Below are 18,837 nucleotides of genomic sequence, written 5' to 3'. Positions count from 1 at the left end.
CTATGTCGTTCTTTCCCCTGTTGATTCATCATCAGGTCTTTTACTCACGATCACATAAGCTGCAGCAATACAAATGAAGCCTATGATCCACCCGATCAGGGAGCTATAGTAAAACCAATCTGTTAATTGAATAAAAATAAAAGGTGATGCAAAACCGATTATACATAAGATGAGGACTATATTTCGTTTCACCAACTTCAGCAATGCTAACATCTCCTTAACTAGGTAAAGAACGGAATCCCACATTCATTATACATAAAAAGAAAACACATTGAAAATCAAGATTTCCTTTTTTGGAAAAAAGGGCAGTTGGCCGTGTTAGGTTAGGATAATAAGTAGATAAAATTCGAAAACAGGGGATGAAAATGAAGGCATTTGGAAGTAGGGCATCAGCTCTTCATGCTGATGCCCTCTGCCGCTTTATAAGAAAAAGAATCCAAGAGAAATGATGACCCCGCTAATCAGCAGGATAAATACACAATACCCCATAATATCTTTCGCTTTCAGCCCTGCTATGGCCAAAGCAGGCAAAGCCCAGAATGGCTGAATCATGTTTGTCCAGGCATCTCCCCATGCTACTGCCATGGCCGTTTTTGCCATAGGAACGTCAAGTGCTTTAGCAGCCTCGAGCATGACAGGCGCCTGAACAGCCCATTGCCCTCCGCCCGACGGAACGAATATATTTACGATTCCTGCACTCCAAAAAGCGAACACCGGAAACGTCTGCTGATTGGAAATGGATACAAACCCTTCTGAAATGACGGCCGCAAGACCTGATGTGACCATCATTCCCATGATTCCTGCATAAAAAGGAAATTGAATAATGATTCCTGAAGCCCCTTTAATAGCTTCTGACACAGCATTTAAAAAATTTCGTGGTGTTCCGTGAAAGAGGATTCCCAAAAATAAAAATAAAAAATTCACCACATCTAAGTTCAGCTTAAATCCATTGGACATAAAATAGGATATAAGAAAGATAAGGCCCATGACTCCGATCAATAGAGAAATGATTCTGCTGTTTTCAAGACGGTCGGCAGGAGTAAGTGCTTCTCTTTCAAGAGCAGCAGCTTCCATCCGCGGATCTCTCAGCAGTTCCGGATTAACGGTAACGGTCTCTTCTTTTCTTGGCATCATCAATCGGTTAACGAGCGGCAAGGTGATGAAAAGGACGCCGACAATTATTAAGTTAAACGGTGCGAAAATCGTTTCGCTGGTCGGAATAAGACCAATCATATCCTGCGCAAAATGACCTTCTGTCGCAATAGTCAGCGGGACGGAGCCTGAGATTCCGCCATGCCAGATGACAAATCCGCTGTAGGCGCTTGCAATCAGGAGACGGTAGTCAAGATTCTCGATTTTTTTGGCTAATTCCTTGGCATACAATGCGCCGATGACAAGCCCAAAGCCCCAGTTAATAAAGCTTGCAAGCATCGAAACAATGGTAACGTAAATGATTGCCTGGCCAGGTGTTTTAGCAGCATCCGCAAGGGCGCTTAATCCCTTTTTGAAGAGCGGGCTGCTTGCAAGAACATGTCCTGTCACCAGAACGAGCACCATTTGCATGGCGAAGCTGAGAAGTCCCCAGAAGCCGCCGCCCCAGTATTCGACCATTTGAAGAGGTGAGGAAGGGGTGAATATGAGCCCCAGAGCAAAGACGACGAATGTTAGAATGATGACAAACAAGTATGGATCAGGCAAGTAACGCTGCATAATCCTGTTTGAAAAAGAAATCACTGCTTTCAAGCTGCTTCCCTCCAATCTAGTTATTCTCTAAATGTATTCGCTTTCAAAAGAGATTCTCCTTTTTTATACCTGATTTTAGAAATTGGCTATATGAATAAGTAAAAAAATGTTAAAATGATATGAATTTACAGTTATTTTAGGAAGTCAGGTGATCATGTTGAGCAAACTCATTCCGCTGGGGTATCTCAGTGCCATTATTTTTATTTTATCGGGCATACTTTATTTTTTCGCCTCCAACTGGAGCGGTTTTGAACGATTGGAAAAGGTAGCTCTTGCAATCGGGATGATGGTTTTATTTTACGCGGCAAGCTTTATGAGCGGAAAAATTTTGTCCAACAGGGAGGATCTGCCGAAGTGGCTGCTTGTCGGAGCCGCTGTCTCGTTTGGCGCTGCAGCCGCATTGATCGGCCAGATCTATAATTCGCATGCAGACAGCTACCTTTTATTTTTCATCTGGATGGTGCCTTCCATTGCACTCGCCATTATTACCCGCTATCAGCCGTTTGCCATCCTGAGCTATGGGTTATTGCTGCTTACGTACTGGTTTTACATGTTTCCGGCAAGTGTCTCAATCAATCGCTCTGATTTTGAAGAATGGCTGATTTATGTCGGCATGGTCTTACTAAATGCATTGGTGTTTGGCTTAGCCTATTTTTTAAAGCTTAAACCGCTGCAATATGCATCTTTTGCTGTCGTTCATCTCTTTTTGATCATCATGTCATTTTACGATGTATTTGAACCGTACAGTTCCTGGATGAACATCGTTTATTTGGCTGTCATCATAATCAGCTATATCCTGTTCATGAAAAAAGACAGTCAGCATACGCTGACCATTATTACATTTGTTATGCTTGGGGTTTTTGCTCTCTCCAAATATGCCGAAGTCAGCATAAGGGTGGCAGACAAAATTGGACCATACAGCTTTTATTTATTTTCCATCCTCGGGACACTGCTCTTTTTGGGAGGAGGCATTTACCTTGCCGTACGTGTAACGAGAAGAGCGCCGGATGACTCGCTGACGTATAAAGTGTTTAAAAACATTTTAATCGTAATCATAACCTTTACGTCATCTCTATTGCTTTCATTCAGCCTTGGCGGCTTATTGTTTCTGATCTTTCAATCGGAATATAGCCTTGCTGTGTTCAGTCTTCTTCTCATCGGCACAGCTGTTTTTTGGAAAAAGCTCTATACGGCTGCTAGGTACACGTTATTCATCACAGGGATTTTAACAGCATTAGGTGTTCTTTTCATGCTTAATGCAGGCGCAGCAATTCTCTTTATTGCAGTCAGCCTGGTGATTATCCTGATTGAGCGGGAAAAGTTTCTCCAGTTTCTTGCCTATACTTTTATGCTTGCATGCTTCATCAGTCTGTTTTCTGTGCATCTTCAATGGATGGAAAATTTCCGCCTTGTCTTAGCGGTTTTAGCGATTGCGCAATTTTTGATGCTGCTCGTGCCGGTGGACAGAGTGAGACAGCTGAGCAGCTTTTGTGTCTTTTACGGCTTTCTGCTTCTTTATCCTGCCGCTTTTTGGGGAACGGACTGGAAGGAAACGCTCATCTATCAGATTCTGTATTTCGGACTGAATGCAGCAATGCTTGCCCTCTATCACAATAGAGAGATCCATGTTAAGAGAAACATCACATGGACATTTTTTATCCTGTTTTTCATTGGACTTTATTACGATTTTGCCTGGAAGCTGCTTCATAAATCGCTGACCTTCCTCCTGCTTGGCCTGGTGATCTTTGCAGCAGTCAGAATTTTTGATAAAGAAAAGCCTGCTGGAATAACTATTTTTACAAACAGGACATGGGCTATGATTGCGGGTGTTTTTATCCTGCAGCTTGCTTTTACAGGCTACCAGAGCTTTTCAAACGAACAGGCACTGGAGCAGGGAAAAGAAGTGGTGCTTGAACTGCAGCCGCTGGACCCAAGATCTATGCTGCAGGGGGATTATGTACAGCTGCAATATGAGGCTGGCAGATTTAAGCCGGAAGATGACACCAAAAGCGGAACTGTCTTCACCGTTAAGGTGAAAAAAGACAGCAATGGCATTTACAGGCCAACCGGAGAAACGGCTGAAGGGAGAGCAGGGGACGTTTTTAAAAAGCCTCAAGCGGACGAAGCCTATTTGACGGGTAAATATAACGGCTATGACGGGCTTATCTTTGGAATTGAATCTTTCTTTGTTGAAGAGGGAACAGGTTTGGAACTTGAACGAACGGCTAAATATGCAAAAGTGATGGTTTCGGATGAAGGCAATGCTCTGCTTGTAGATGTGAAAAGTGATTTATCTTCGTTCAAATAAGAAAAAATCCATCCGCCGCAGGATGGATTTTTTCTATGAACCTATAATCTTACCCTAATTGGCTTCATTGGCTAATTTCACGAGCATATGTGCAAGGAAATGTCTTTCTTCATCATTGCCGACTTTCCAGAGTTCATTTAATAAATTCTCTTCGCTGTTTCGCGGTTCAACGTTATTAGCCAGATAGTTTGCCACTTTTTCAGCGCCTTTGGCAAGCATTTCATCGCTTAAACCTAAACGCTTTCCTGCTTCCACTTTTTCACCTAAATACGATTTGAACTCTTCGAAATCCCGAAGAATTGCTTCCATTTTCTCATTATTCATTGAATCTAGTTTCTTCTCAATCTTTTCTGTTTGAATGGACTCGTCTTTCACTTGATGGTTTGACATTTTTTCTGGCACCTCCTGATAAAGTTATTTGTTACATTCCCGTTAAGGATGAAGGTAAACCTTTCCAGAGAGTTGAATGTGCAAAAACTATAAAACTATTAATGATAGGTTCTGCCTTTCCAGCTGTATCCGCTTTTTTTGAAAGAAGCAATCATCGAGGAATACAGCAGGATAAGAAAAGCAGCTGCTGAAAAGGAAACCGCGAAGGATAGGCTGATTTTTTGCCCGCTGCGAAAATCGATAAATGCTTTTTGCAAGATAATCAGCAAAAGCGGAATAAAGGAAAAAAGCAGAAATTCTCCGGATATCAAGGAAATAATGCCGTAAATGGCTAATAGAAGCGGGAAAATATAAAACACACTATAAAAAAAGGTGAACATGATGACGATGAGGATAGAACGCCCAAATCCCGGAAAAATATTTTTCTTGAAGCCAGCCCATACTTCTTTGTTGCTGTCATACATATAGCACGTTACAAAATCTGTGACATTTGCCAGCAGGACGCGATGATGATTCTTTTTGGCCGTTCTTGCAAGCGCAACATCGTCTACGATGGAATCTTTAATGGCTGCATGGCCGCCGAATTGTTTGTAGGCTTTTCTTTCAAACATCATAAACGCTCCGTGTGCAGCAGATGCTGAAACCATGGGCGTGTAATTGGCAAAAAAGAGCGGAAGGTGAAAATAAATCAGAAAATGCTGCATCGGAACAAGCAGTTTTTCGAGCACATGCTTCACTGGAAAGCGGGGGAAACCTGAAAGCATGGCAGCTTTCTTCTCGTTCATAAGAGAAAGGGAGCTTTCTATCGTGTTTTTATGAACTCTTACATCAGCATCTAAAAATAAATAATAATCTCCATTTGCCATGCAGCTCAATTGATGACATGCATGTACTTTTCCCGACCAGCCCTTCGGAAGCTCCGTACCGGAACAGATGGTGAAACGGGCATCATGTTTTGTTTCGCAGAGGAGGATTTCTTTTGTCTGATCAGCCGATTGATCATCAAGCAGGATGAATTCCAAATTCGGATAGGACAGCCCTATCAAAGATTGAACCAGGCTTCGTGCATTGCGTGCTTCATTGCGCAGGGGAATAAGAATTGAAACAAGCGGTTTATTGGCAGAGCTGCGGTTTTTTAACTTAGGCATAAAAAAAGAATTGAAGACGGTCCACGCTAAAAGAAGCAGCAGGACCAATTGATAGTTAAGCATAAACGTTCTCCTTTAGTTGGATTGAAAAAAGAAGGATAAGAGGCGATCTTATCCTTCTATTAAGTAATATGATTATTAATGAAATTTTTGCGCATCGATGTTTCGCTTCAGTGCTTACGCTCTACTATCATTATGAAATTTCCTTCTCTTCTTTGAATACTTTCAGATCCTTCTCATGTTCAGCAATTAAATCAGCTGTAAGCTGACCTGAGAGGGTAACCATCGGAACACCGCCCCCTGGATGAGTGGATCCGCCTACAAAATAAAGATTCTCAAGCATGGTGCTTTTGCTCGGGATTTTGAATCCGCCATTTTTCTTGCGGTCTGTTGCAACACCGTAGATCGATCCGCCATTAGCTCCGTACAGGCGCTCCAAATCGTTTGGAGTAAAGGTATATTCAAACTCAATATGCTTTCTTAAATCAGGAATTCCCATGCGCTCAAGCTTTGATAAGATGAGTTCACGGTACGTTTCTTTTCTGAATTCCCAGTTTTCTCCTTCTTTAAGCGGAGGAACATGCGTCAGTACGAAAAGATTTTCTTTACCTTCAGGAGCCTGAGTAAAGTCTGATTTTGAAGAGATGCCCACATACACGGTCGGATCGTCCGCAAGCTTGCCTTCATTAAAAATTTGCTGAAACTCCTCCTCCGGATTTTCTGAGAAAAAGAAATTGTGATGGGCAAGATTGTCATATGTTCTGTTTACACCGAGCAGCATAACAAGGCCTGAGACGGTTGGTTCATATTTTTGAAGTTCAGCTGCTTTCTGCTGCGATTGAGGGTTTTCATTTAACAGAGTGCGATACGCCGGAATGGCTTCAAGGTTCGATACAACAAGATCTGCTTCAAGAATTCTTCCATTTTCAAGCTCTACGCCGGAAGCTCTTTTCCCGGTTGTTAGGATGCGCTCCACTTTTGTATTGAGCATGATTTCAGCGCCAAGCTCATGGAGAAGCTTATTCATAGCAAGTGCGATTTTATACATGCCCCCCTCGACATAATGAACGCCGAGTCCAAGCTGTACATGCGTAAGCTGAGAAAGGACAGCAGGTGCATGGTAGGGCGAGGAGCCAATATACATGATCAGGAAGTTGAAAAGCTGCCTGATTTTTTTATTTTTAAAGTGCTTTCTGGTGACGCCGTCCATTGATTTTAATGGTTCCATCTGCAGCAGTTCTTTCACACTGTGCAGGGACCTAAGATCATTTAGACCTGAAAGGCTTTTGCTGTAGAAGCTTTTCATGCTGTACTCATACATTTTACTGCAATACTGAAGGTAATCAAAGAATTCGTTTGCATCTTCCTCTGAAACTTTTTTTAATTCTTCAAGCATAGCAGGCAAATCACTTGTTAAATCAATGGTTGTCCCGTCTTCATAGAATGTTCTCCAGCCAGGTTCAACTCTTTTGATGGTGAGATAATCGGCAAGGCTGCGTCCTGCGCTTTTAAATAATTTTTCAAGCACCCACGGCATCGTCAGTATGGAAGGTCCCGTGTCAAACGTATAGCCGAGTCCGCCGCGCATGTTTAATTTGCCGCCAACGCGCTCTCCTTTTTCAACAACCGTTACCTCATATCCGTCTGCACAAAGCCTGATAGCTGCAGAGAGGCCTCCAAGTCCGCCTCCAACGATAATCACTTTCTTTTTCAAAAGAATGCCTCCTTATGAGATTGTCCTTTTATGTCTAAACTGCAGAATATCTCTATTCAGCAATTCATTCTGCCCTTTTCGTTTTTTTCTATAACAAAGAAACGAGAAGTGCCGGCCAAATTCATAAGGAAGAGTGAGGTCTCTATGATTACAATTATGATCGGAATTCTTACAGGACTCATGCTTTTATATAAAATTCCATCACTTCAGAGCGGACAACATTCAGATGGGCGTAAAGTGCTCAGTAATCTGTCAATTATTATTCCAGCAAGAAACGAAGAAAAAAATATAAGCAGACTCTTAACCTCATTGGAAAAAGAAAAGCAGGAGATCGGTGAAATCATGGTTGTAGATGACGGATCTGAAGATAAAACTGCTGAAATCGCGGCATCTCTTGGTGCGAGAGTGATAGCAGCAAAAGAATTGCCGCCGGGCTGGCTTGGAAAATCATGGGCATGCTTCACGGGAGCTGAGCAAGCAAAGGGAGAATGGCTCATGTTCATTGATGCTGATACTTTCTTTGAACAGAACGGAGCAGCTCAGTGTGCTGCTGCATTTTTAAAACAGAGAGCAGAAGGGATGTTGTCTGTTCACCCTTTTCACAGCACACGGAAACCATATGAATCGTTTTCTGCTTTTTTTCACCTCGTTACGTTTGCGGCAACAGGCGCTTTTCATATCATGCAGGGAAAAGGCAGGTCAGCCGGAGGGTTTGGGCAGTGTATGATTTGTACGAAAAAGGACTACTTTGTTTGGGGCGGGCATGAAGCCATTAAAAACAAAGTAGTTGAGAATATGGCATTTGCCGAACATGTTCGTAAACAAGGCGCACCTGTATATTGTGCAAGCGGGAAAGGCGCCATCTCCATGAGAATGTATCCTGATGGAGTCATGTCGCTCATCCGCGGCTTCAGCAAGACCTTTGCGAGCGGGGCCAAAGCGACAAAATGGCATGTGCTTTTGGCAATTATCATCTGGCTGACAGGATGTTTGAGTTTTTTTACAGAAATCGGTGTGCTTTTCAGCAAATGGTGGTTTTTATATGTGCTGCTGTATATCGCCGCGATGCTTCAAATTTGGATCTCCGTTAAAGAAATCGGACGTTTTGGCCTTTGGACAGTCTGTTTTTTTCCGGTTTACGCCCTCTTTTTTATGGTTGTTTTTCTTGCATCCCTTTGGAAAACGTTCGTCAGGAAATCTGCTTCGTGGAAAGGACGGAACATTATAGTCCGTGAAGATGCATAATGATTGAATTGACAAACGGGGCTGCTCTATTTCTTAATATGGCTGCCTGGCTCTTGATTCATCTTTCCGTTTCGTTTTTTTCCGTAAGAATGAGTGAGAGGTTTATAGGAAAGGTTAACGGGATATTTGCAGCGTTCAACTGGGAGCGGTCCGGGATTTTCTATGAAAAAATCCAAATTAGAAAATGGAAGGACCGTCTGCCGGAAGCGGGAAATCTCTTTAAAGGCGGTTTTTCAAAAAAAACTCTGACAGGAAAGCGCCGGTCCGAGATGGAAAGGTTTCTTCTTGAAACAAAGAGAGGCGAGTTATCACACTGGCTGCAGCTTGTCCCTTGTCTTTTCTTTTTTATTTGGAACACGCCTGCGGCCGGATTAATTAATGTTCTGTATGCTTTCGCGTTTAATAGTCCATTTATTTTGATTCAGCGGTATAACCGCATAAGGCTAAACCGGGTTCTGCAAAAGCAATCTGCCAAAAAAGAAGGATGCTTGTCAGAAGAAGTCCGTCACTCATCTTTAAGTTCTGATGAATTTGGCGTATGATAGAGAAGACTTATGCAGATGAAGGAGAGAGATTGCATGCAAAAAGCAAGATTAACTAAGCTTACTGACTGGCTGAAGCAGCAGGATACAGATGCTGCGTTTATTTCATCAACAGAAAACATTTTCTACTTAACGAACTTTCACACAAATCCCCATGAAAGACTGATGGGTTTATTTGTTTTTAAAGAAGAAGAGCCGTTTTTTATCTGTCCGGGAATGGAAGTTTCACAAGCGAAAGCTGCAGGTTTTGACGGAGAAATCATCGGTTATGCCGATCACGAAAATCCATGGGATAAAGTAAAAGATGCCATTGCTAAAAGAGGGCAGCATGACGTGAAAAAAGCAGCGGTTGAAAAAGAACTTCTATCCTTTGCCCGTGCGGAGCAGCTTCAAACCATACTGACTGGGGCAGAACTTGTTTCAGCGGAAGAGATCATGAATCAATTGCGTCTGATTAAAGACGATAAAGAGATTCAGATTTTAAAGCAGGCAGCAGCGCTTGCAGATTTCGGAGTTGAGGTAGGCGTTCAGGCTTTAGGGTCAGGTGTCAGCGAAATGGACGTTCTGGCAAAAATCGAATATGAACTAAAACGAAAAGGAATTCGCGAAATGTCCTTTTCTACGATGGTTCTGTTCGGTGAAAAATCAGGGCAGCCGCATGGCAATCCTGGATTGACTGCCATAAAATCAGGGGACTTCGTTTTATTTGATCTTGGTGTCGTGCTTGATGGGTACTGCTCAGATATAACGCGGACGTTTGCTTACCAATCAATCAGTGATAAGCAAAAAGAAATCTATGATACTGTGCTCGAAGCTCAATTAAAAGCGCTGGATGCAAGCAAACCAGGCGAGAGAATCGGGGAATTGGATCAAATTGCCCGCGATGTTATCACAAATGCTGGTTACGGCGATTACTTCCCACACCGATTGGGACATGGCCTTGGCATCAGCGTGCACGAATTCCCGTCCATGAGCCATACGAACAATGACCTTCTTCAAGAAGGCATGGTTTATACAATTGAACCAGGCATCTACGTACCTGAAATCGGCGGCGTCCGCATAGAAGATGACGTCTATATTACGAAGAACGGGCATGAAACATTGACAAAGTTCCCGAAACAGCTCCAAATCATCAAATAGAGATAAAATAAATAAAGCACCGAATCAAACCGCACATGCAAGAATATCGTGCGGTTTGATTTTTGAGGAAAAAAAGGGGATAAAGAAAATGAAAAAATGGTTCCTGCTGTTTTTTGCAGCCTTTATGTTAACAGCCTGTTCAGAAACAACAATGGATGAAACTCCTGCTGAAACTGAAAAGGAAAATTCAGCACTAGAAGAAGATCGACCAACTGCTGCTGAAGCAGAAAAGGAGAAAGTAGCCTTACAAGAAAATGAGGAAGCAGCTCCGTCTGAATCAGAAAAAGAAGCTGCCGCTGAAAATGAACATTTCATTCCGGCCAAGGTAGTCAGGGTGATCGATGGTGATACAGTCAAAGTTCTTGTTGAAGGAAAAGAAGAGACGCTGCGTCTGCTGCTTGTCGACACACCTGAAACGGTTCATCCAAACAAACCTGTCCAGCCGTTTGGGCCTGAAGCAAGCAGCTTTGCAAAAAGCACGCTTTCTGGCAAAGAGGTAGAGCTTGAGCTGGATGTAGGAGAACGGGATAAATACGGAAGGCTCCTTGTTTATCTTCATGTTGACGGAAAAATGTTCAACAAACTTCTCATTGAAAATGGGCTAGCGCGTGTAGGTTATGTTTATGCGCCAAATACGAAGCATGTGGATGAGTTATATGAGCTTCAAAAAGCTGCCAGGAAAAAAGAGATCGGAATCTGGAGCATTGAAAATTATGCAACAGAGGACGAAGGCTTTAACGGCGGGGAAGAAAAAGCAGAAGCTCCAAAAGCAGAAGCTCCAAAAGCAGAAGCTCCAAAAGGAGAACCAGCCGGAGCCTGCACGATTAAAGGGAATATTTCTTCATCAGGAGACAAGATTTATCATATGCCTGAAGGACAATATTATGACGTAACAAAAGAAGAAGAAATGTTCTGTACTGAGGAAGAAGCAGTTGGTGCTGGATACAGAGCCTCTAAAAGATAAAAGCGGGAGATGACCCTCGCTTTTTTATATTGCTCTGACAAGGTGTACAGACGGTTTCAATGCAGGCTTTCCGAACAAATACCCCTGAACAAAATCAATGCCGAGTCCCTTTAGGAATTCAAATTCTTCTTCTTTTTCAACACCCTCGCCGAGAACTTGAATATCCAATTTGCGGCCAAGGTTTATGACGTTTGCAAGAAAGTCCTGTTTCTCAAGGTTTTCATGACAATCCGAAATGTAATTCCGGTCGATTTTCACAAAATCCGGATGAAGCTCACGCAAAATTTCAAGAGTTGCAAACCCCGCGCCAAGGTCATCAAGAGCTACTTTCATTCCATTCTTGCGGTATGTATCAAGGATATTTTTCAAATGGTTCATATCCCCAATTTTTTCTGTTTCCACAACCTCAAATACTAGATCTTCTGGTAAGACATCGTATTTTTTTACAATATCAAATGTGTGTTTCAGGCAATATTCCGGATTATAAATAGTAGATGGAAGAAAGTTGATAAAACTCTTAATGCCATCCGGAACTTGGCTGACTCGGGCTCTAATGGCAGCTTCTCTCGCTTTTTTATCCAAGACGGACTGCATATTCGTTTTCTGGGCAGTCTGAAAAAGGTGATACGGAGAAATTTCATGATCTGCAGATCTGAGCAGCGATTCATACCCGTAAAGCTCCCCGGACTGCGCATGTAAGATTGGCTGAAGATGACTGACAAATGCACCCGTCTGAATCAGACTTACGGTTTCCTCATTTATGACATGCTGATAAATGACTTGTAAAGAATGATAATGGTAGGGAGCAGGATCTTTTACCTTATGAATGGCAGCATCCAACTGTCTGCCAGTAAATAAAAGGTTCACTTTCACCAAGATTTCCTTTAATTGATTCTTTGAAGAATAAGGGAAACGAGCGAACCTTTCTGCTGATAGATAAAACCCCATTCGAATTAATTCATCTGAAGCATCAGCAGTCCTCAATGTTAAGAAGCCAGTTTCGTAAACGTTAAATGATTGATAACAAAATGAACAAGCTTCCATAAAAATATCGCCTCTTTTGAAAAATAATAAATCTATTATATCAAAAATTTAACAGTATATGAATAAATATACCTATATTTTAAAGATGTGGAATGATAGTAAACATTTACTAGTTTTTGTCGATAATACTCTTAGAAAAAATAAAAGGGGCAGCGGAATGAAAAAACTTGCGGGTGCATGGAGGAATATTAAAATCGGCTGGAAATTCAGCTTTTCTGTTTTTATTTGTATTTTGCTTTTTGCGATCTCAACAATGGTAACGTTTGCACAGTTGGGCGGTCTCAATGATCAATTATCTAAAATGGATCAGCTGAGCAGCAGCGCCGGAAAAATGACTGAAATAGGTTCCATTTTTCTTGCAATGGATAGCGCGATTGCAGACTATATCATTCATCCAACTGAAGAAAATAAGGAGGCATACCTTGAGATACGGAAAACCTTGCTTCAAGCTGGTGAAGACAGCAAAAAGGAATTTAATGATGCAGAGGAAACTGCACTTTTTCTAAAATTAATTCAAAATGATAAAATGCTGAACGATCTCTTTTACATTACGGTCATTCCGGCTGTTGAACAAAAAAATACTCAGATACTGAGCGGGGTCAGAGAACGGGCAAAGGTTCTCAGTGATGAAACGATTGCCGCGCTTGATGAACTTCGGGAGATGAAAATGAAAGAGCGGAATGATTCAGTTAATGAGTCCCGGGAGTATATGGCACAAATCGCGTTCACGCTGATCGCCGCCCTTATTGGATCAATTTTGATTTCAGCTGCGATTACGCTTCTTATTCAAAAATTAATTATGATGCACATAAAGCGTGTGATTGATTTTTCTAAAGAAGTGGCGGCCGGGAATCTGGCAACACCGGATATGGAGTATGGCGGCCGGGATGAAATCGGCCAGCTGACAGCTTCTCAAAACAACTTGAAAAATAAAATGAATGCTATGGTTATGCATATAAAAGAGGCTTCAAAGGAACTTCAGGCAAGGAGTGCAGAGCTTAACAAAGCATCATCTGAAGTGAACGAAGGAAGTCAGCACGTATCCGCAACGATGCAGGAGCTTGCAGCCGGTTCATCGGCACAATCTCATGCTTCTTCGGATATTGCCGCACAATTGGATGACTTCGCAAAACAAATTGATAAAGCAAACGTGGAAGGGACGGCAATGAGGCAATCATCTGCACAGGTTTTGCAGCTTGTTGCTTCAGGAACCCATCAAATGAGGTCATCTGTCAGCTATATGGATGAAATGATGAAGGTGATGGATTCTTCCGCACGGGAGGTCTTGATTTTAGAAGAAAAAACAAATGAGATTGCATCGCTTGTAACGGTCATCGAACAAATTGCCGATCAGACCAATTTACTTGCTTTAAACGCAGCGATAGAAGCTGCCAGAGTCGGAGAGCATGGAAGAGGATTTGCAGTAGTTGCGGATGAAGTCAGGAAATTGGCAATTGGGGTAACGTCATCAATCACGGATATCACTAAAATTGTTGATGAGTTTAAGAACCTTTCAAAACACGTTGCCGAAACACTTGGCAGCGGACAAATTAGAGTGAAAGATTCTACACATTCCATTCACCTGACAGGTCAGTCTTTTCAGCAAATAGTCAATCCATTCAACAGCTTGATGAGAGAATTGAAAATGTGGGCGGGCATGTCCATAGGATAGCGGACGGTATGACACTAGTGAACAGGGCAGTGGAAGAAGTGGCTGCCGTTTCAGAGGAATCAGCTGCGGGAATAGAAGAAGTTTCTGCCTCCGTTCATCAATCTTCGGTCAGTATCAGGGATGTTTCAGACTCCTCAAAAATGTTAAAAGATTTATCGGATGATCTCGCAATGCTTGTTGGCGCATTTCGCATTTAATAGATGATTTAAAAACCGAATCAAACGCTGATTCGGTTTTTTGATGCTGTTATAAGGTGAAGTTTCTAATTCCAATAAATCCATTCATCCATAATGCTGTTTCCACCGTTTACCTTCTGCCAGCATATTGCTACTTGAAACAATGAGGAAGGCATAGCATGATTAATTATAAAATCAGTGCAAAATGAAAAGAGAATACAGGAGGATACCATGAAGCCATTTATTTTATTTTTTATGCTGATACTGGCAGCGGGCTGCTCACAATCCAACGTTCCAAACGAGAATTTGGGCGCACTTGATCGATCGTGGGAAGAAATAGAGAAAAAAGCAGACGGCAGTACAGTCCGCATGTTTATGTGGGGCGGAGATGAGGGAATTAATCAGTACATTGACGACTGGGCTGCCCCAAGGCTTAAAGAGCAATATGGCATTAAGCTTGAACGTGTTCCAATGGATGCTCCCGAATTTCTGCAAAAATTATTAAATGAGAAAAAAGCAGGACAGTCAGAAGGAAGCACGGATATTATCTGGATCAACGGTGAGAATTTCAAAAATGCAAAAAGCAGCGGCTTGCTTTTTGGACCATTTACAGAAAAGCTGCCTAATTTTAAAGAGCATGTAAATCAGAATGCTCTCGATATTCAATATGATTTTGGTGAAAGGACAGAAGGGTTTGAAGCACCGTGGGGAAAGGTGCAGTTTGTCTTTTTGTATGATGAAGCAAAGGTGAAAAATCCTCCAAAAACGTTAAATGATCTTAAAAGCTGGATTGAAGAAAACCCGGGTAAATTTACGTATCCGGACGCCAATGATTTTACTGGCAATGCGTTTTTAAGGCATGTCTTTTACGAATCTGCAGGCGGAGCAGATGCACTGCTTGAAGAAGGATTCAATGAAGAGTTTGCGGCTTTAAACAGCAAGGAGATGTGGAATTACCTAAACGTCATCAAACCATCCTTATGGAAAAAGGGGCAAACCTATCCGAATTCTCTTGCCGAACTCGATAGGCTATACAGCAGCGGAGATGTCTGGATGACGATGGGGTATAACGAGGCAAGAGCGGAGAGCATGATTGAAAAAGGAATTTTCCCTGAAACGACCCGTTCATTCGTCTTAGAATCCGGCTCTCTCGGAAATACACATTTCCTGGGGATTCCCTTTAATTCACAGAATCCTGAAGGGGCAATGTCGGCGATTAATTTCTTTATGTCTCCCGAAGCTCAGCTTGCAAAGCATGATCAGACATACTGGGGGGAAGGGCTTGCAGTCGATCCTTCAACCTTTAACGAAAAAGAAAAAAATCAGCTGAAGGAAATAGAACGCGGAGAATCAGTGCTGTCTCAGGAAATCCTGCAGGAGGCGCTAGTTCCAGAGGTTGATGCACAATATGTGAACTGGCTAAAGGAGAACTGGATAAATGAAGTTGCAGGCAAAAAATAAGCTATGGCCTTTGCTGCCTGCTGTCCTGTTTACTGCCATTATGGCAGGAGCAGGACTATGGATGGCAGCAATTGAGAGCGTTACAAGTCCGGGCGGGACTATAAATACAGCCGCTTATGCAGAATTGCTGAAGAATCCGTCTTTTCAGGCATCTTTTCTATATAGTCTTAAAATTACAATAGTTTCAGTCATCCTGTCTATGATCATCGGACTGCTTATCGTTCGGAGCACTTATCCTCTTTTACAAAAAAAACATCTCAGGCTGGCTGCATGGATTCCGATGCTTTTTCCCCATTTCGTTTGGGGCTACATGGTTTATCTTTTATTTTCGCAAAGCGGATGGTTTTCTACCCTCTTTTTTCTGGGAGGATTCATAGAATCTCCTGAAGGTTTTCCAGAGATCATGAAGAGCGAAAGCGGAGCTGGAATGATTCTGACCTATCTATGGAAAGAGGTTCCGTTTGTTATTTTAGTTCTTCTTCCGGTTTATCAGCAGTTAAACATGGCTAAAAAAGAAGCTGTCTACACGCTAGGCGGTTCAAAATGGGAGGCATTCAAAACAGTTGAATGGCCTGTTATCCTTCCATCTTTCCTTGAAATTTTTGTGATTTTGTTTTCATTTATTTTTGCCGCCTATGAAGTTCCGGCACTGCTTGGAGCTACGTACCCTAAGATGATTTCTGTGCTGACATTCCAATGGTTTTATTCCGGTGATTGGAGCAGGAGGCCTCTTGCTTTTGCGGCTATGATCGCCACAGCCGCCATTATACTCATCTGTTTATTCACCGTTTATATGATCCTTAACAGACAGCGTGAAAGAATAACGAAGGAAAGCACGATTGAGTTCAAGGGTTCAGCAAAAGGATCAAAGGCCATTATGTTTATGACACTTGGTTTGTTTCTTCTTCCTGTTGTATTTGTATTGTTTAAAAGTGCTGCTGTCAGCTGGAAGTGGGGGAATGTGCTGCCTGATGGATTTTCAATGCGCAGCTACATGACTCTCTTTCAAGAGCCAAAGCTTTTTGAAGCAGTCATTCAATCAGCAGAAATTGCTCTATGGGTCATAGGATTAAACCTTTTGATAGGGACTCCGGCAGCTAAAGTGCTTGCACATCAATCCTTCAGAGGAAAGGCAGCTATCGAAACACTTCTCCTGACTCCGATTATTGTCCCTGCATTAACGATTGCTTTAGGGCTTCATATTGTTTTTATTCGGGCAGGACTTGCGGGCAGTATGGCAGGAGTGGTTTTGATTCACATGCTGCCTACTCTTCCTTATACCATTAAAGTGATGCGGTCGGGTTTTGAAAGAATAGGAGTGAAGTGGGAAGAGCAGGCAAAAACTCTTGGAGCGGGCAGTCTGTCTATTTTTTACCGAATCTTTCTGCCTCAGCTGATACCCAGTATCCGCAGCGTGATTTTCCTGGCCTGCACGATTTCTCTCAGTCAATATTTGCTGACAGCACTCATTGGCGGAGGATTGGTTGTGACACTCGCAAGTTTATTTTTTCCTTATTTCAGCAGCGCAGATGATGCCGTCATTGCAAGCTTCTCTGTCCTGTTTGCCCTCATTCCAGTCCTTATATGGCTGCTTTTTGAAGGATTTATCCGGCTTGTAACTCCTTATCAGAAAAGGTGATTGATCTATGAATGACATGATTGAGATAAAAGGCTTAACGAAAAGATTTAAAAAATCTTCCATATTCCAAGATGTGAACTTAACCATCAGGCAAGGCGAAATTGTCTCTTTAGTCGGACCATCAGGAACAGGGAAAACAACCCTTTTAAGATGCATTGCCGGATTAGAGACGGCTGATGCAGGCGGAATTTGGATTGATGGCAAAGACATGACAGAAGTGCGTGCTCAAAAAAGACCAGTTGTCATGATGTTTCAGCAGCCTCTTTTATTTTCTCATATGACGGTTTTTGAAAACGTGGAATATGGATTAAAAGTCATGAAAGAAAAAAAGCGCAAAGAAAGAGTAGGTGAGATGCTGAACAAGGTGGATATGATTCAATTTCAGTCCGCATATCCCCACGAACTCTCCGGGGGGCAGCAGCAGCGGATTGCATTAGCGCGGGCTTTAATCACAAGGCCTAAACTCCTCTTGCTGGATGAACCTTTCGCGAGTCTAGATCCGGCCCTTAGAAGCCGCCTTAGAACTTGGGTCAGAAATTTGCTGAAGGAACAGCACACATCCGCTCTGTTTGTCACCCATGATATGGAGGAAGCGATGTATATGGGAGACATGACGGCTATCATAGCAAATGGTAGCATTCAGCAAATGGGCACTCCAGAGCAGCTGTATCATCATCCGGAAAATCCGGCTGCAGCGGCCTTTTTCAGCGAAGGATTGATGATTGATGAAACCTCCTTTGCCCATGTTAAAAATTTGCGGATGGTTCGAAATGAGTCAGATCAAAGGCTGATTTCTTTTCAAGCGGAAGTTAAGCACATTGTTCAAAAACATGGCATGACGTTTTACACGCTCTTCTTAAACCTGAACGGCGAACTGCTGACCCTGCATTCTGATCTGAAAGCGGACATTGGTGATTCCGTATTTATTGAAGTAATAGATCCGGATATGCTTTGCTGTTTTAATGAAAACATGCTGAAGGAAGAGACAGGATGAAGAAACAAACCATAATGAAACTACTCCTTGTCATTTGTCTGGTTCTAGTGCTTCTATGGATCAATCAGCGTTTTTTGAAAATAGAACCGGTGCTGATCAAAGAATGGATGCTATCCTTTGGTCTTTGGGCACCGCTGCTCTATATAGCTCTCTATTCAATCAGGCCGCTAGTGCTTTTCCCGGCATCGATTCTCTCTATAGCAGGAGGACTTGCATTCGGTCCTTATTTTGGCATGGTGTACACTATGATTGGTGCGACGGCTGGAGCGATACTTGCTTATTTGGCTGCAGGGAAATTAAAAATTGATCTATTCAAAACCAAAGAAAACGATAAAGCGGCGGCGCTGAAACGCCAGCTTGAGCAGAATGGGTTTCTCTATGTTCTTATTTTAAGGCTTATTCCTCTTTTCCATTTTGATTTGATCAGCTATTCCGCGGGTGTTTCTAAGGTAAAGCTGATTCCATTTGCGTCTGCTACTTTTATAGGGATTATTCCAGGTACATTCGCCTTTACATTTCTTGGTTCGAGTTTGGCTGCAGGCGACACAGCGATTATAGCGGCAGCCTGCGTGATCTTTCTGCTATTGCTCATTGTGCCGCTTTTTTTCAAAAAACAACTAAAAAAAATGATCATTCACAACGGGAAATGAGGACACA

At 42.4% G+C, this 18,837-nt stretch carries 17 protein-coding genes; 11 read left to right on the top strand and 6 right to left on the bottom strand.

The window, feature by feature from the left end:
- Complete coding sequence (locus E2R53_RS09155) at nucleotides 1-204, bottom strand: hypothetical protein (protein ID WP_133311469.1); 204 nt, start codon at nucleotides 202-204, stop codon at nucleotides 1-3.
- A gap of 216 nt (nucleotides 205-420) precedes the next feature.
- A complete protein-coding gene (locus tag E2R53_RS09150) occupies nucleotides 421-1,743 on the bottom strand; it encodes a short-chain fatty acid transporter (protein ID WP_133311468.1) in 1,323 nt (440 codons plus the stop codon).
- Nucleotides 1,744-1,897: 154 nt separating this feature from the next.
- Here E2R53_RS09150 and E2R53_RS09145 point away from each other — a divergent pair, with 154 nt between their 5' ends.
- Complete coding sequence (locus E2R53_RS09145; protein WP_133311467.1) at nucleotides 1,898-4,051, top strand: GDYXXLXY domain-containing protein; 2,154 nt, start codon at nucleotides 1,898-1,900, stop codon at nucleotides 4,049-4,051.
- A 54-nt stretch (nucleotides 4,052-4,105) separates the two neighbouring features.
- On the opposite strand, the gene E2R53_RS09140 is transcribed toward E2R53_RS09145, so the two are convergent.
- The 3 genes from E2R53_RS09140 to E2R53_RS09130 form a co-directional block, all read right to left on the bottom strand.
- A complete protein-coding gene (locus E2R53_RS09140) occupies nucleotides 4,106-4,441 on the bottom strand; it encodes a DUF3243 domain-containing protein (protein ID WP_133311466.1) in 336 nt (111 codons plus the stop codon).
- 98 nt (nucleotides 4,442-4,539) lie between these two features.
- On the bottom strand, nucleotides 4,540-5,652 hold the full coding sequence (locus E2R53_RS09135) for a glycosyltransferase (RefSeq protein ID WP_133311465.1): 1,113 nt from the start codon (nucleotides 5,650-5,652) through the stop codon (nucleotides 4,540-4,542).
- A 130-nt stretch (nucleotides 5,653-5,782) separates the two neighbouring features.
- Nucleotides 5,783-7,303, bottom strand: coding sequence for a phytoene desaturase family protein (locus tag E2R53_RS09130; RefSeq protein ID WP_133311464.1), 1,521 nt, complete (start codon nucleotides 7,301-7,303; stop codon nucleotides 5,783-5,785).
- 144 nt (nucleotides 7,304-7,447) lie between these two features.
- Between E2R53_RS09130 and E2R53_RS09125 the strand changes: the two genes are divergently transcribed.
- The 4 genes from E2R53_RS09125 (at nucleotide 7,448) to E2R53_RS09110 (ending at nucleotide 11,194) form a co-directional block, all read left to right on the top strand.
- A complete protein-coding gene (locus E2R53_RS09125) occupies nucleotides 7,448-8,548 on the top strand; it encodes a glycosyltransferase (RefSeq protein ID WP_165970939.1) in 1,101 nt (366 codons plus the stop codon).
- Nucleotides 8,548-9,090 (top strand): glycosyl-4,4'-diaponeurosporenoate acyltransferase, encoded by a 543-nt coding sequence (locus tag E2R53_RS09120; RefSeq protein WP_133311462.1) that lies wholly within the window; start codon nucleotides 8,548-8,550, stop codon nucleotides 9,088-9,090. The genes E2R53_RS09125 and E2R53_RS09120 overlap by 1 nt, the downstream gene beginning before the upstream one ends.
- 36 nt (nucleotides 9,091-9,126) lie before the next feature.
- Nucleotides 9,127-10,230 carry a M24 family metallopeptidase gene (locus tag E2R53_RS09115; protein WP_133311461.1) on the top strand — a complete coding sequence of 368 codons (1,104 nt, stop codon included), beginning with the start codon at nucleotides 9,127-9,129 and terminating at the stop codon, nucleotides 10,228-10,230.
- A gap of 88 nt (nucleotides 10,231-10,318) precedes the next feature.
- Nucleotides 10,319-11,194: a thermonuclease family protein gene (locus tag E2R53_RS09110; protein WP_286166127.1), complete on the top strand. Its 876-nt coding sequence runs from the start codon at nucleotides 10,319-10,321 to the stop codon at nucleotides 11,192-11,194.
- Nucleotides 11,195-11,218: 24 nt separating this feature from the next.
- Here the strand turns inward: E2R53_RS09110 and E2R53_RS09105 are convergent, their stop codons facing one another.
- On the bottom strand, nucleotides 11,219-12,238 hold the full coding sequence (locus E2R53_RS09105) for an EAL domain-containing protein (protein ID WP_286166126.1): 1,020 nt from the start codon (nucleotides 12,236-12,238) through the stop codon (nucleotides 11,219-11,221).
- Nucleotides 12,239-12,395: 157 nt separating this feature from the next.
- On the opposite strand from E2R53_RS09105, the gene E2R53_RS09100 reads away from it, so the two are divergent.
- The 6 genes from E2R53_RS09100 (at nucleotide 12,396) to E2R53_RS09075 (ending at nucleotide 18,830) form a co-directional block, all read left to right on the top strand.
- On the top strand, nucleotides 12,396-13,910 hold the full coding sequence (locus tag E2R53_RS09100) for a methyl-accepting chemotaxis protein (RefSeq protein ID WP_165970938.1): 1,515 nt from the start codon (nucleotides 12,396-12,398) through the stop codon (nucleotides 13,908-13,910).
- An 8-nt stretch (nucleotides 13,911-13,918) separates the two neighbouring features.
- On the top strand, nucleotides 13,919-14,107 hold the full coding sequence (locus E2R53_RS09095) for a hypothetical protein (protein WP_133311459.1): 189 nt from the start codon (nucleotides 13,919-13,921) through the stop codon (nucleotides 14,105-14,107).
- A gap of 210 nt (nucleotides 14,108-14,317) precedes the next feature.
- Nucleotides 14,318-15,547 (top strand): ABC transporter substrate-binding protein, encoded by a 1,230-nt coding sequence (locus tag E2R53_RS09090; RefSeq protein ID WP_133311458.1) that lies wholly within the window; start codon nucleotides 14,318-14,320, stop codon nucleotides 15,545-15,547.
- Nucleotides 15,525-17,186 (top strand): ABC transporter permease subunit, encoded by a 1,662-nt coding sequence (locus tag E2R53_RS09085; RefSeq protein ID WP_133311457.1) that lies wholly within the window; start codon nucleotides 15,525-15,527, stop codon nucleotides 17,184-17,186. Before E2R53_RS09090 ends, E2R53_RS09085 begins: the two co-directional genes overlap by 23 nt.
- Before the next feature lie 7 nt (nucleotides 17,187-17,193).
- Nucleotides 17,194-18,180 (top strand): ABC transporter ATP-binding protein, encoded by a 987-nt coding sequence (locus E2R53_RS09080; protein WP_133311456.1) that lies wholly within the window; start codon nucleotides 17,194-17,196, stop codon nucleotides 18,178-18,180.
- On the top strand, nucleotides 18,177-18,830 hold the full coding sequence (locus E2R53_RS09075; RefSeq protein ID WP_133311455.1) for a TVP38/TMEM64 family protein: 654 nt from the start codon (nucleotides 18,177-18,179) through the stop codon (nucleotides 18,828-18,830). The genes E2R53_RS09080 and E2R53_RS09075 overlap by 4 nt, the downstream gene beginning before the upstream one ends.
- Nucleotides 18,831-18,837: the final 7 nt, after the last annotated feature.

Origin of the sequence: Peribacillus frigoritolerans (genome assembly GCF_004358755.1) — a bacterium.
Classification (GTDB): domain Bacteria; phylum Bacillota; class Bacilli; order Bacillales; family Bacillaceae; genus Bacillus_P.
Note: the sequence above shows the minus strand (reverse complement) of the source record. Positions and strands in the feature narration are given on the sequence as shown.